Origin of the sequence: Pedobacter caeni, from assembly GCF_900129215.1 — a bacterium.
Lineage (GTDB): Bacteria > Bacteroidota > Bacteroidia > Sphingobacteriales > Sphingobacteriaceae > Pedobacter > Pedobacter caeni.
Genome location: NZ_FQUQ01000006.1, coordinates 233333 through 247723, shown reverse-complemented (window position 1 = coordinate 247723; position 14391 = coordinate 233333). Strand labels below are relative to the sequence as shown.

Here is a 14391-nt window from a genome sequence, read left to right as displayed (position 1 = left end):
GATGCTGCAAAGTTACTTCTATTTTTTTTGCATTCTTTAACTATTAAAGGTCATGTTGAGGTAATAACTTTTAAATAAAATTGATATTTATCAGTTTTTAGACTGACACTGTTACGTGTTTTTTATTTCCTGCGATCTTAAATTTGCAGTCGTAAACTTTAAATGAGTTATGGCAAAATTTCAGATTATAAAAGACTTTGACAACAAGTACCATTTTAACCTAAAGTTGAAATCCGGCGATATCGTATTGCGGAGTTCGGACCGGACGATTGCGAAAATCGCTTGCGAAAAGCAAATTGACCTTGTTAGGACAAATTCAAAATTCGCTCAGCGTTTCAGCCGCCAGTCGGACGAGCAGGGTTCTTATTTTATTTTGAAGGATGCGGACAACCAGGTATTGGGACGCAGTGGTTATTATACTTACTGGCTCGATATGGAACGTAGCATCGCAGCAGTAAGAAGTTATACCCACGATGCAGAATTGGAAGACCTGAGCAGCCTTGCCCAGAAAGAAGTTGAGATGAGCTTGTAAGCAAATCATACTCAGCACATCCCTATCCTTATATATACAAAGCAATACCTGGCAGAGCGCCAAAGTATTGCTTTGTTGTTTTACAGCGATTCTTATTTCTGTAACTTCTTTGATAGTGACCAGGCAATTGAACATGGCCTTTGGGTCTGATCTGATCACCTGTGTGCTTAGTTGATTAACTGTTTCTATCCTGATTGTCTGTAAGCACCTGCCTCTTGCTGATTCTGATAAAAAGTTTATACTTCAGACTTAATGAATTGATGCTTTTGGATAGTTTATCGTTTTTTTTCTGTTAAGTATTTTATAAGCAGTTTCTTATGGTTTTCATTTGAGCAGCGGTGCGGGAAAAGTATGATTCTTGTTACGGAGGTTAAAAGGCTATAAAAATTATTCTTTTTATGGTAATATTGATTGTATGAAAGTACTTCAATTCACCGTCCCCGTTGCAAATGAATACTCGATCGTAGTACAGGAAGACATATTGCCTTATTTTTACAATTACCTGCACCGTCATAAAGAAGTACAGATCACCTTAATCATAAAGGGCGAGGGGACATTGATTGCAGGAAATTATACCCAGCCCTGCAAACCGGGAGATCTCTATTTTATTGGTAGTGACCAACCCCATCTCTTCCGTTCCAATGCCAGTCATTTCGGAGAAAGTTACCGCAATAACATACATGCCATCCATATCTTTTTTGACCATAAACATAATTTAGCCAGCCTGCTGGAACTGCCGGAAATGGAACCGGTGAAAAGGTTCCTGGAAGCCACTGTATTTGGGTTACAGGTGCCCTCATCAGCGGTCTTACAACTTTCCGGAATGGTGAAAGAGGTGAGGGATTCAGAAGGGTTAGACCGGCTCCTGAACCTGATCAAACTCCTGCAGTGTTGTGCCAATAATGTGAAAGACTGGAAATCTCTTTCCACCGGCTTTTCAAACCACTCCTTTACCGATTCTGAAGGAGAGCGGATGAATGATGTCTACCAATATACCATTGATCATTATTCAGAAGACATCTCGCTCCACAAAATTGCCGCGATCGCCTGTATTACGCCCCATGCTTTCTGTAAGTATTTTAAAAGGCATACCCGAAAAACCTATTTGTCATTTTTGCACGAAATCCGCGTAAACGAAGCCTGTAAAAAAATCATCAGCGGTGATTTTGATTGTATTTCTTCCGTTGCTTATACCACAGGATTCAACAGCATCATCACTTTTAACCGGGTGTTTAAGAAGATTACTTCTATGGCTCCAAAAGATTACATCAGGAAGTACAAGTTTAAAAGCGCAGAAGTGCCAATTAATAAAGCAATTGGTTCTTTCTTTGTCTCTTTCTATCTCCTGTTGATGAATGATTTTCTTTTGTTGTTTTAGTGCCGGGAATAAAAACCAACCTTTCCAAATGCATCAATTAAAACCTCCTGATTTTCAGGGATTAGGCCTGTTTTTGCATTTGCATCAATTTTTGAGAATATTAGACAATTTTTGATAAGTAGTAGACAATAATAGCCTACAATTTACAGGCTTGCTGTATTAAATTTGGTTAACCAGGAAGGCCAACCACCTTCTAACTAACCTTTTCACTAAACCCAAGCAAGCCGAATTATGAAAAAAGTATTACTTCTTTTTTCTGTGCTTTTATGTTGCTATTCCATAGCGCATGCGCAGAACAAAACGATTACCGGAACTGTAACCGCTAAGGAAGACCAACAGCCAATTCCGGGTGTCTCTATCAAGGTAGAAGGTACATCTATTGGCACAGTAACAAGTGGCAATGGTAAATTCAGTATCCAGGTACCCAACAATTCAACGCTTCTCATTAGTTTTATCGGTTATACGACCCAGAAGGTGCTGGTAGGAGCACAAAATGATTATCAGATCATGCTGACTGAAGACCCCAGGAGCCTGGAAGAAGTGGTGGTCACCTCATTTGGAATTCAAAGAGATAAGAAAACCCTGGGGTATGGCGTGAGCAAAGTCAGTGCGGAAAGCCTGACTAAAGCACCAACATCAGACCTAACCAACGCACTGGCAGGAAAAGTGGCCGGTGTCCAGATTTCCGGATCGGGTGGAGGTTTTACCAGTTCCAACGTGACCATCAGAGGTTTTTCCAGCATCACCAGAAGTAACCAGCCTTTATATGTGATTGATGGGGTGCCCATCGACAATGGTGGCGGCTCAAATAGTGTGAATGCAGGGGTGGCCAGCTCCAGCAGGGCCGCAGATGTGAATCCTGAAGATATCGAAAGCATCAGTGTCTTAAAAGGAGCTGCAGCAACGGTTCTTTATGGTTCCAGGGCTGCTTCAGGGGTGATTCTCATCACCACTAAAAAAGGTAAGCAAGGATCAAAGAGTGAAGTTTCCTTTACTTCTAACACCTCATGGGGAAGCATCAACAGGTTTCCTGAGTATCAGAATGAATATGCAATGGGATCCAAAGGGATTTATGGAAAAGATGCGACTCCTGCGCAGATTAACAAATGGGATCCTAAACCGACTTCATGGGGGCCACGGTTTGCCGGACAACAGGTGACCGATATTCTCGGAAATACAGTCACCTTACAAGCTTATCCGAACAATGTACGGGACATTCTTCAGTCGCAACTGGCTTTAGACAACACGGTTAGTTTCTCGGGTGCCACTGATAAATATAACTACCGGGTTTCTTATGGAAATAACACCCAGGACGCATTGGTCCCTGGAAATAAGCTGTATAAAAATACCTTCAGTGGAAATATGGGGGCAACGCTCAGTGATAAACTGAAGATGAATACTTCCTTCTCTTTTATCAATAATAAATCCAACCGGACTCAGGCAGGTAACCAGGGTGCGAATCCTTTATGGCGTGCAATTTATGCCCCAAGGAGTTATGACATCTCCGGACTTCCTGTGACCGATGCTACAGGCGCACAGGTCTGGTATTCCAGCTCAGAAGAAAACCCTTACTGGTCTATAGACCACATTACCAGCAATCAGGAACTGAACCGGTTTTTTGGAAACCTGAACCTGAAATATGATTTTACCTCCTGGTTGCAGGCGGATCTGAAAGTCGGGGTAGATGTATTCAACAATACGTTTACCGGATTTGATGATAAAGGGGTAAGAAGTAATGGAAACACGGGCTCAGCAGGAGCGGGCGGAATTATAGAAAGGCAAAGCATGAGCCGGAACCTCAGTAGTTATTTTACGCTGACGGCCAATAAAACTTATGGGGACATTAACCTTTCCGCCACCCTTGGAAATGAAATTCTGTCGGGTTATGATAAAAGCATCATTGCCACAGGGACAGGGATTACCATTCCCGGCTTTGCAAACCTGAAGAACTTTACGACCTACAGGGCAGAGGATAGCTTTACCAAAACAAGACTAATGGGTTTTTTTGGAGACCTTTCTATCGGATATAAGTCTTATCTGAACCTGAATGTTAAAGCACGTAACGATTTTTCTTCTACACTGGCTAAGAAAAACAGGTCGATCTTTTATCCTGCTGTGGCTGTTAGTTTTGTCCCTACAGAAGCTTTTCCGGAGCTGAAAGGCAAAGTGTTGAGCTCGGCAAAAATCAGGGCCAATATCGGGGAAGTAGGTAAAGGGGCTAATGCCTATGATACTTCTACTTCTTACGGACTTGCCGGAGCAGCAGATGGGTTTAGCTCAACAGCGGTTAATTTCCCATTTAATGGCCTGGCGGGATATACTTATGCCAATACTTATGGAAATATGGATATCCTCCCTGAGTTTACCCGGGAGATAGAACTGGGAACAGAGCTGAGTTTCTTCGATAACAGGTTAGCGCTTGATTTATCAGTTTATAAACGCGATTCCAGAAATCTGATCTTCAATGTTCCTGTACCTGGAAGCTCTGGTTTTACCGGGCAGACTAAAAATGCAGGAAAGCTCTCTACCAAAGGGCTGGAATTCCTGCTTAGCGGTACACCCATAAAAACGGAAAACTTTACCTGGGATGCCATGCTGAATTTCACCACGTTTAAGTCGGTGGTTAAAGAGCTGGCTCCTGGCGTGAGCCTGATTTCTTTAGGCGGCTTTACCTCACCAAACGTTCAGGCGGTTGCGGGGCAACCTTATGGTTTGATCTATTCCAATATGTACCTGAGGGATGCTGAGGGACGGATGATCATCAAGGCAAACGGTTTGCCTCAAGCCACCAATGAGGTCGGACCGGTAGGAAACCCGAACCCTAAGTTCACCGCAGGTTTAACAAACACCTTCACTTATAAAGCATTCAGTTTCTCTTTCCTGCTTGATTTCAAGTATAAGGGAGACCTTCTTTCCAGAACGGTTGGAGATTTGAGAATCAATGGTGTGGCTAAGGAAACTGCCGAATTTGATCGTTTCAATGCGGATGGATCAGTATCTACCCCTTACTTGTTTGAAGGTGTACGTGCCGATGGGAGCCCGAATACGACCAGGGTATCTGCACAGGATTACTGGGGGCTTCAGGGTAAATATGTGGCCTGGGAGGGCTATGTGCTGGACGCGACCTTCCTGAAATTAAGGGAAGCGACCTTCACTTATTCCCTGCCTAAAGAACTGTTGGCAAGAACCAAATTCATCAGCCGTTTACAATTGTCGGTTTATGGACGTAACCTGTTGACCTATGCGCCTAATTTCCCGCATCTGGATCCTGAGCAGAATGTATTGGGGGTAGGAAATGCCAGGGGGCTGGAATTTGGAATACAGCCGGTAGCAAGAATCTTTGGGGCAACTTTAAGGGCTACATTTTAATTAACTGATTTAAGAAATTTTCAAATAAGCGTTATGAAACCGAATAAAACCCTGATATGCACAAGCCTGTTGCTTTTTGGAAGCTTGTTCCATTCCTGTAAAAAATTCTATGATGTCAATGTAGATCCTAACAATGCAGCCGATGTTCCGGTAGCACAACTGTTGCCTTCCATCACCGTGAATGTAGGATACCTGGGTACCAGTGACCTCTTCCGTTACAGCGGATTAATGATGCAGCAATTTTCCGGTCAAACGACCAATACTTCGCAAACTTTTAAAGAATACGAACGCTATAACATCAACAATTCAGATGTCAACAATCAATGGAGCTCTATTTTTGCGACGCTCCTGGCAGATATTGCCAAACTCATCCCCAAAGCAGAAAAGGAAGGAAGCCCGCATTATGCAGGGGTTGCCAAAATACTTAAAGCCTATGTATATCAGGTTACGGTAGATGGCTGGGGAGATGTACCCTATAGTGAAGCTACGATGTTTCAGGATAATTTTTATCCTAAATACGATGATGATGAAGCCATCTATAAGGACCTGATTAAAGTCATTGATGCCGGAATTGCGGATATTAATGCACCCTCTTCTGTATTTGAACCGGATCGGAATACCACTATTTATCCGGGGGTCTGGGCAGAGGTAAAGAACAATTGGATCAGGTTTGCCAATACCTTAAAACTGCGGATTTATTTACATTACAGTCAGAAAGATCCTGGATTTGCCTCAGCCCAGCTGACTACATTAATCAATAGCGGAGCGCAGTTCATGACCTCGAATGCCGACAATTTTCAGATGAAATTTCTTTCAGAATCAGGGAGACAAAATCCAACGACCAGTATCGAAGGCGGACAGTTCAGAAACTCCTTCTTCCCAAACCGGACAATTGTAGATATGATGAACGTCAAATCTGATCCCCGCAGGCCATCTTACTTTGTTTCTTTTCCTTACAATAGCGGGAATTACAAAGGGGCAAGTGTGCTGGATAACTCTTCCGTAGCTTATTCAAGGTTGAATACCTTTCTGAAAGGAGATGCCAAAATAAATACCGTTGTGGTCAATTCTGATGGAACGATTACTGATGCTTCCATCACCTGGTCTGGTAATTCCCCGGCAAGGTTGCTTACCTTTTCGGAGTATAATTTTATCAGAGCGGAAGCCGCATTAAACCTGAGTGCTCCCGGAAATGCACAAACCTTTTTCGAAGCAGGAATCCGTTCTTCTATGGCAGAATCCGGGGTAGCTGCAGGTGCAATTGATGCATATGTTGCTGCCAATGGTACCCTAAACGGAACCAATGCACAAAAACTGGAACAAATCATCAATGAAAAGTACATCGCCAACTTCGGGGTATTGATGGAACCCTGGAACGATTGGAGAAGAACAGGTTATCCTGCGATTACCCCATTGCCGATTTCGGTAGCTGTATACGATAAGATCCCAAGGGTACTGATCTATCCGCTTTCTGAAAGAAGCAGTAATCCGAATACACCGGCAAGAGCTGATATGCTGCAACGTGTATTCTGGGATACCCGTCCGTAATTAAGTTTTAATCCAGGTACATCAACATGAAAAGAGTATTCTTATTTATAGTGGCAATGGGCATTCAGTTGTCCATTGCCCAAACCAAACCCGCATCCGCCACTGCGGAATCCCAGGATCTGAAGACAAAAACGGGAGATGCGGAAACCGTGAAAACGAAGGGTTCGGTAACCATCAACGGAAAAGTGATCAGTTATACCGCTACTACCGGATACATGCCGTTAAAGACTGAAGATGGAAAACTGAGGGCCAATATTTTCTATGTGGCGTATACAAAAGATGATGGAGGTGACCTGACCAAAAGGCCGGTGACCTACACTTTTAATGGTGGGCCAGGCTCTGCTTCTGTCTGGTTACACATGGGGGTAATCGGGCCTAAAAGAATCGTGATGTCTGATAAAGGCGAGGCGCTGACTCCCCCTTATTCCTATACCAACAATGAATTTTCCTGGCTGGACCAAAGCGACCTGGTATTTATCGATCCTGTAGGAACGGGATTCAGCCGGGCAGCTCCTGGTGTGGATAAAAGTGAATTTCAAGGCTACAATGAAGACATCCAGTCGGTAGGAGAGTTCATTAAACTGTATACTACCCAGAACAAACGCTGGGGTTCTCCTAAATTCCTTGCTGGTGAAAGCTATGGAACCACCAGGGCTGCAGGATTATCCAGTTATCTGCAAAGTGCTTTCAAGATGTACGTCAACGGAATTGTGCTGATCTCTGCGGTATTAAATTTTCAGACCATCAATTTTGCGATAGGGAATGACCTTCCTTATCCGCTATACCTTCCAAGTTATGCCGCAACCTCCTGGTATTACAAGCAGCTGAGCCCGGAAATGCAGGCAAAAGACCTGAAAACCCTGACTGCCGAAGCGGAATCTTTTGCGCTCAATGCCTACAGTACCGCGTTAATGAAGGGCGACAAGCTGCCGGAAGCCGAGTATACCAAAGTAGTTCAGCAGCTGAGCCGGTACACCGGCCTGTCGGAAAGTTTTATCAGACAGACCAATTTGCGGATCAATCTTCCTCAGTACAATAAGGAACTGCTGCGTAAGGAGGGACGAACAGTAGGCCGTCTGGATTCCCGATTTACCGGGATTGATTACGATGACACAGGTTCTTCCACAGAATATGATCCCAGCAATACCGGTACCATTTCGGGTCCCTACACTGCAGGTGTACTCAGCTATTTTGGTAAAGAGCTCAATTATACGAACAACCTGACCTATTATATTCTTGGTGGTGGTGTTGGGCGCTGGAATTACAGCAATGTGCAGAACAAGTACCTGAATGTGGCGGAGTACATGAGACAGGCGATGTCGGTAAATCCATCTATGAAAGTATGGGTACTGGGTGGTTATTACGATTTTGCGACACCTTATTTTGCTTCTAAATATGTGATTAACCATATGGGCTTAAGACCGGAACAGGCAAAAAACATCAATTTCACCTATTACGAAGCCGGTCATATGCTGTATATCCATATGCCTTCTTTAAAACAGATGAAAGTAGATGCGGATTCTTTTTATAAAAATACCTTACAAGAAATTAAATAGTTATGAAGAGGAGATCACTTATTCGATGCGCTATTTTAACCGGAATCATGACCGGAACGGCATTATTATGTCAGGCACAACCAAGGGGAGGGAGAGGAGCTGAAAACGTTGCGCCCCCTCCGGTAAATCCAGCCACAGAAAGCAAGGCTGCGGTGGTCGCTTTGCCGCTGGATCCTACAGGATATATCATTTCAAATTCCCCGAATATTCCGGCCCCTGTATCCACTAAACACAGCATCAGCATTAAAGGACAGCTGATCAGTTATACGGCTACTACAGGGTATCTGCAACTGGTTACAGAAGATGGAAAACCCAAAGCCAATATTTTCTTTGTGGCTTATACGAAAGATGGGGTTGCTGACCGGACAAAGAGGCCAATGACTTATACTTTTAACGGAGGGCCGGGTTCTTCTTCGGTATGGTTACATATGGGGATAATTGGCCCTAAAAGAGTATTAATGTCTGATAAAGGAGATGTACTTCCACCGCCTTACCGTTATGTAGACAATGAATATTCCTGGCTGGACAAAACGGATATGGTTTTCCTGGACCCGGTCACTACCGGCTATAGCAGGGCAGTTACGGGAGAAAGTGATAAACAATTCCATGGTTATGAAGAAGACATTCAAAGTATGGGAGAGGCGATCCGTTTATATGCCACAAAATACGACAGGTGGCAGTCGCCAAAGTTTCTTGCCGGAGAGAGTTATGGAACCACCCGTGCGGCAGGATTGTCGGAATACCTGCAAAGCAAGTATAAGTTTTACCTGAACGGAGTAGTGCTGATCAGCTCCATCCTGAACATGCAGACGGCACGTTTTGATATTGGCAATGACCTTCCTTTTCCGCTTTTCCTGCCAACGTATACGGCAACGGCCTGGTACCATAAAAAATTAGATGCGGATTTGCAGCGGGACCTGAAAAGTACCCTGAAAGAAGTGGAGGCATTTGCCCTTGGCGAATACCATACGGCATTGATGAAAGGGAGCGAGCTGAGCGAAGCAGAATATACGGGCATTGTGAATAAATTAAGTCGCTATACCGGGCTTTCAAAAGAATACATCCGTCAGACCAATCTGAGGATAGACATCCATAAATTCGATAAAGAACTACGCAGAACGGATGGACTTACAGTTGGGCGGTTGGACAGCCGTTTTACAGGTCGTGATTATAATGATGTGGGTGTTAGTCCGGAGTTTGATCCCAGCAATGATGGTACGATATCAGGCCCCTACAGTGCGGCCATGAATCACTATGTGAGGGCAGAACTGAAGTTTAAAAATGACCTGCCTTATGAAATTCTCGGAGGAAGGGTGCAGCCATGGAACTATAACAATGTACAAAACCGTTACCTGAATGTTGCGGAATCATTGAGGAAAGCCATGGCTGTAAACCCTTACTTAAAAGTTTGGGTGCTATGTGGGTATTATGATCTTGCTACCCCTTATTTTGCCGCCGAATACACTTTTAGTACAATGGGATTGCGTCCGGAACAAAAGAAAAATGTAAATTTTACCTTTTATGAAGCGGGGCACATGTTATATGTACATAAACCATCATTGGTACAGGTAAAGAAAGATGCAGACCGGTTATATGATGAAGTGATGAAAGAAATTAATGCCGCTCCCTTAAATTAGTATGTTATGAAAAGAATCAATTTTTATTTGTCCTGTCTCTTTTGTCTGAGTGTAAGTAGTCTTGCTGCACAAACAAATAGTCCGGATAGTGCCCGGCAGGCCTTAAAGGATTTAACGGTCCTGAAGGCTAAAGTGTTAAAGGAATTCTCTACTTCCGGAAAGCCTGTTGAAGGGATTGAACGGATGCTGGCACTGGGGATGTGGAAAGAAGCCAGTCAGGCAATCAAGGCACATCAAAAACCTGCAGCAGATTATCAGTTATTGATGGCGGATTATCTCATTCTCACCAATGAGTTGAAAAAAGCAGAAGTGCTGGTGAACGAACTGAGGAAAACCCAACCTAAAAATGAAAAGGCAATTCTTTTAAAAGCATTTCTTGAAATCCAGGCCTGGCGGTTACCACAGGCAGCAATCCTATGTGAACAAGCGTTAAAAAACCAACCTTCGGAGAAATTATGGTTGATGCTGGGGAGAACGAGGTTGTTGCAAAAGAATTATAAAGAAGCGATGAATATCGCTAAAAAGGTAATGCAGGATCATCCTAAAAGTGCGGGTGCTTACCTTTTGGAGGCGGATGTTTATTTCTGGGATCAGCAACCCGACCTTGCTGTAGCTCCCTTAAAGAAATCCCTGGAAATTGATCCTTATAATGCGGATGCCCGCTTTAGCTATGGTTATGCGATTTGGAGAAGGGTGGATGCCAGACAATTGAACGCAATGGCTGCCCAATGGGAACTTGCACTGGCCATCAATCCGCTGCATTTTCAAACCCATTGGCATTGGGGCAACGGACATACCAATCTGACTTATGCGGATTATGCCGAAAAAGATGATGATGTAGTGAGAAAGACATTGGAGAAAGCGGATGAGCAGGTGCGTCAGAATAAGGTGAAGGAAGCCATTGAAACGACAAGAGCTGTAGGGAAACAATACCCGGGATCAGTACTTCCGCTGATGCACAGGGCTTCGATCTATTACATCGCTTTTGATATGGATCGTAAAGCCAGACTGGACTCTGCAGAGCAAATCTTCAGAGAAGTTCTGGCCAGAAAGAAACATTACGGGCCGGCTCATAATGGGCTGTCAGCAGTGATCAAATCGAAGAGAATTCCGTATCTGGCAGTTTATGATTCTATCTCCAATAACCTGAATACCACCAAAATTACGGATATGGCGAATTTTCAAAAGGTATTTCCTGATGTAAATTATTATCCGGGGGAGACCGTAAAGGCGATGGCCTGGAACCAGTTGTTTACCGCTGTGGTTTATTTCCCTTTTCTCTCTAAACAAGACAATGCCTTCAGGATTCCACCCTTGCACAATGACCTGGCGATTACCATGAACTCACCTTCTTTCCGGTACATGACTACTTTTGATAACCGTCAGTGGATGGACATCAGGGGAGTAGGCAGTGGAGCTGCGGCGATAGAATATGTGGAACGGGGGGCTTTTCTGGAAAGAAATGTAATCCTCCACGAATATGTACACCTTTTCCATGGTCGTGTGCTCACCGATGCAGAAAACCGGAAAATCAGGTTCTTGTATTATCAGGCAATGAAGGAAAAGCGGACACTGGATTATTACTCTCAAAACAATGAGAGTGAATATTTTGCACAGACCTATCCTGCGTATTTTGAGCCGGTAAAAGTGCATCCGTTGGATTTTAAATCTATGAATACCACCTCTGACCTCAAATCTAAAGATCCGGACATGTATCAGTTTCTGGATCAGCTGGTCAAAAAGGAAAGGGCTTACCTGGCCGGAGATAAAAAAGTAATGGCCAGCAACTGGTCTGAGGTTTACCTGAACCTGAGCACTAAAGTGAAACAAAGAAATCCTGCACTGGCAGCTGCATACATTGATACTGCATTGGTGTATGATCAGAAATACCTGCCTGCCTATCTGGATTATGCCCAGCTCAGAATAGAACAAAAAGATTTTAAAGGGGCAGAGGACTGGATCAAAAAAGCAGAAGATATTGATCCGAAATATGCACCTACTTATTCTGCCTATGCAGGTTTGTCTGCTGCAAAGTTTGCAGCGAATGAACTGGACCAGAAAACAGCCGTTCAGCAGCAGGCCGAATACCTTAAGAAATCTTTCCAGCTCGAAGATGACAATCAGGAACTGGCAAGGGTCAATATGCAGTTGAGAGAGATGTATAAGCGAAACGGGATGATTCCGGAATCGATTGAAACTGCGCTTGAATATGGAAAAAGCGGAGCAACGGTATCTACTTACCTCAGAGACCGCAGGGATGACGCTGTGGCCTATGCTGCAACACTTCAATCGGGCTTAGGTTATAAAGAGCCGGTTGCGGTCTTGAAGGAGCTGGTAGAACAAAAGCCTCAGAATTTTGAATACAGAAACCTGTATGCGGATGCACTGGCCGTAAATAAACAATATGACGCAGCCATTCAGACGCTTAAAGAAGCACAGCGGATCCTCGCTGCTTCGGGAAATGCGAGGTCAGATTATAGCCTCCGGATTGCTGCATTTTATGCAGCCCAGGGCAATAAGGCGGGGACGGAAGAATACCTTCAGCCTTTCTTAACCGGAAAGACCCCGGTAAGAGATGGAGATAAGTTAAGGTATGTGACGCTGCTTGCTGTTACGGGACATCCACAGGAAGCCGAAACGATCTTTAAAGGACTCTCGGGTAAAGGAGAGCCCTTTTATCAGGCCGATTATTTTTATACCAAAGGCAAACTAATGGCTGCCACTGGAAATAAAGCCGAAGCGCTGAGCAGTTATGAGCAAGCTATCGGATTCAATCCGTATTTGTTTACTGCTTATGCTGAATTGATCCCTGCTTATGCTGCGGCAGGTCAGCAAGCAAAAGCGAATACTTTAAAGTCAACCCTTTCCGGCCTGAAGATGAAACCAGGGCCGGCATTTGAAAACCAAAACTAAACCAGGCCTAACCAGCGCAAATATGGAAAACCAAACTGAAAATCATGAAATGAAGCGGGAACTCGGTCTGCTGGATGCCACGATGTTGGTGGTCGGCTCTATGATCGGATCCGGAATCTTCATTGTTAGTGCCGATATTACCAGAAACGTAGGAAGCGCAGGCTGGCTCATCATCATCTGGATCCTGACCGGTGTGATCACCCTGATGGCAGCGTTAAGCTATGGGGAGCTTTCTGCAATGTATCCAAAAGCAGGTGGACAATACATTTATCTGAGAGAGTCTTACAATAAACTGGTGGCCTTTTTATATGGCTGGTCCTTTTTCATGGTGATCCAGACCGGAACAATTGCCGCTGTTGGTGTGGCCTTTGCCAAATTTGCCGCTTACCTGTATGAACCCCTTGGTGATCAGCATATTTTGTATGATTTTGGGAGCTTTAAAATCAATGCTGCCCAGTTGGTAGCGATTGTAACGATTATCCTGCTCACCTGGATCAATAGCAGGGGAGTGAAAAATGGCAAAATCATTCAAACGCTGTTGACAGTGATCAAGATCCTGTCGCTCTTTGGATTGATCATCATGGGCTTACTGTTTGCCTTCAGATCTGAAGTGTGGAATGCGAACTGGGAAAATGTATTTACGCCATTTAACTGGAACCCTGAAACGCAAACTGCGGTTAACATCGGCGGAGCCACCCTATTTGCAGCGGTAGTTTCTGCGATGGTGGGTTCTTTGTTCTCCAGCGATGCCTGGAACAATGTAACTTTCATTGCCGGGGAAATCAAAAATCCCCGTAAGAATATCGGTTTAAGTCTTTTTCTGGGTACATTGATCGTAACGGTCATCTATGTTTCTACAAACATCATGTATACCGCTGTATTGTCTATGCAGGAAATTGCAGGTGCTCCGGCTGATCGTGTGGCTGTTGCCGCATCACAATATATTTTCGGAACAGCGGGAACATTGGTGATCGCGGTGATGATCATGATTTCTACTTTTGGCTGTAATAATGGACTGATCCTTTCGGGGGCAAGAGTCTATTATACCATGGCTCAGGATGGTTTATTTTTTAAACAAGCCGCGAAACTGAATAAATTTGAAGTGCCAGGCTGGGGCTTATGGGCACAGTGCATCTGGGCTTCTGTCTTATGTTTGACGGGTAGGTATGGCGACCTGCTGGATTACGTGATCTTTGTGGTCCTGATCTTTTATATCCTGACCATCGGAGGGATCTTCATCCTAAGGCGTAAATACCCCGATGCCGAACGCCCTTATAAAGCTTTCGGTTATCCCCTGATCCCGGCTTTATACATCATCTGTGCCGCAGTACTGAGTGGAGGTCTTTTGTATTACAAAACAAGTACCTGCGGATGGGGACTGGTATTGGTACTGATTGGCATTCCTATCTATTACTTATCCGGACATGGTCGTAAATCTTAAGGTATAACAGATGAAAA

8 protein-coding genes are annotated in these 14391 nt (G+C 44.1%); all 8 read left to right on the top strand.

The window, feature by feature from the left end:
• Positions 1 to 169 precede the first annotated feature (169 nt).
• The 8 genes from BUC20_RS28160 (at position 170) to BUC20_RS28125 (ending at position 14374) form a co-directional block, all read left to right on the top strand.
• Positions 170 to 532, top strand: coding sequence for a DUF1508 domain-containing protein (locus BUC20_RS28160; protein WP_073236319.1), 363 nt, complete (start codon positions 170 to 172; stop codon positions 530 to 532).
• Between the two features lie 415 nt (positions 533 to 947).
• Positions 948 to 1910, top strand: a complete 963-nt coding sequence (locus BUC20_RS28155) for an AraC family transcriptional regulator (protein WP_073236316.1) — start codon at positions 948 to 950, stop codon at positions 1908 to 1910.
• Positions 1911 to 2141: 231 nt separating this feature from the next.
• Entirely contained in the window at positions 2142 to 5279 is a 3138-nt protein-coding gene (locus BUC20_RS28150) for a SusC/RagA family TonB-linked outer membrane protein (protein WP_073236314.1), read from the top strand.
• Positions 5280 to 5312: 33 nt separating this feature from the next.
• Positions 5313 to 6827: a SusD/RagB family nutrient-binding outer membrane lipoprotein gene (locus BUC20_RS28145; protein ID WP_073236311.1), complete on the top strand. Its 1515-nt coding sequence runs from the start codon at positions 5313 to 5315 to the stop codon at positions 6825 to 6827.
• A gap of 26 nt (positions 6828 to 6853) precedes the next feature.
• Entirely contained in the window at positions 6854 to 8383 is a 1530-nt protein-coding gene (locus tag BUC20_RS28140) for a S10 family peptidase (protein ID WP_200801066.1), read from the top strand.
• Between the two features lie 2 nt (positions 8384 to 8385).
• A complete protein-coding gene (locus BUC20_RS28135) occupies positions 8386 to 10020 on the top strand; it encodes a S10 family peptidase (RefSeq protein WP_200801064.1) in 1635 nt (544 codons plus the stop codon).
• Positions 10021 to 10026: 6 nt separating this feature from the next.
• Positions 10027 to 12933: a tetratricopeptide repeat protein gene (locus BUC20_RS28130; RefSeq protein ID WP_073236309.1), complete on the top strand. Its 2907-nt coding sequence runs from the start codon at positions 10027 to 10029 to the stop codon at positions 12931 to 12933.
• A 22-nt stretch (positions 12934 to 12955) separates the two neighbouring features.
• Positions 12956 to 14374, top strand: coding sequence for an APC family permease (locus BUC20_RS28125; RefSeq protein ID WP_073236306.1), 1419 nt, complete (start codon positions 12956 to 12958; stop codon positions 14372 to 14374).
• Positions 14375 to 14391 lie beyond the last annotated feature (17 nt).

Excerpts from the sequence above, each read along its gene's own strand:
- BUC20_RS28160 (WP_073236319.1), top strand. The coding sequence starts at position 170 with ATGGCAAAATTTCAGATTATAAAAGACTTTGACAACAAGTACCATTTT.
- BUC20_RS28150 (WP_073236314.1), top strand. The coding sequence starts at position 2,142 with ATGAAAAAAGTATTACTTCTTTTTTCTGTGCTTTTATGTTGCTATTCC.
- BUC20_RS28130 (WP_073236309.1), top strand. The coding sequence starts at position 10,027 with ATGAAAAGAATCAATTTTTATTTGTCCTGTCTCTTTTGTCTGAGTGTA.
- BUC20_RS28125 (WP_073236306.1), top strand. The coding sequence starts at position 12,956 with ATGGAAAACCAAACTGAAAATCATGAAATGAAGCGGGAACTCGGTCTG.
- BUC20_RS28155 (WP_073236316.1), top strand. The coding sequence starts at position 948 with ATGAAAGTACTTCAATTCACCGTCCCCGTTGCAAATGAATACTCGATC.
- BUC20_RS28135 (WP_200801064.1), top strand. The coding sequence starts at position 8,386 with ATGAAGAGGAGATCACTTATTCGATGCGCTATTTTAACCGGAATCATG.
- BUC20_RS28145 (WP_073236311.1), top strand. The coding sequence starts at position 5,313 with ATGAAACCGAATAAAACCCTGATATGCACAAGCCTGTTGCTTTTTGGA.
- BUC20_RS28140 (WP_200801066.1), top strand. The coding sequence starts at position 6,854 with ATGAAAAGAGTATTCTTATTTATAGTGGCAATGGGCATTCAGTTGTCC.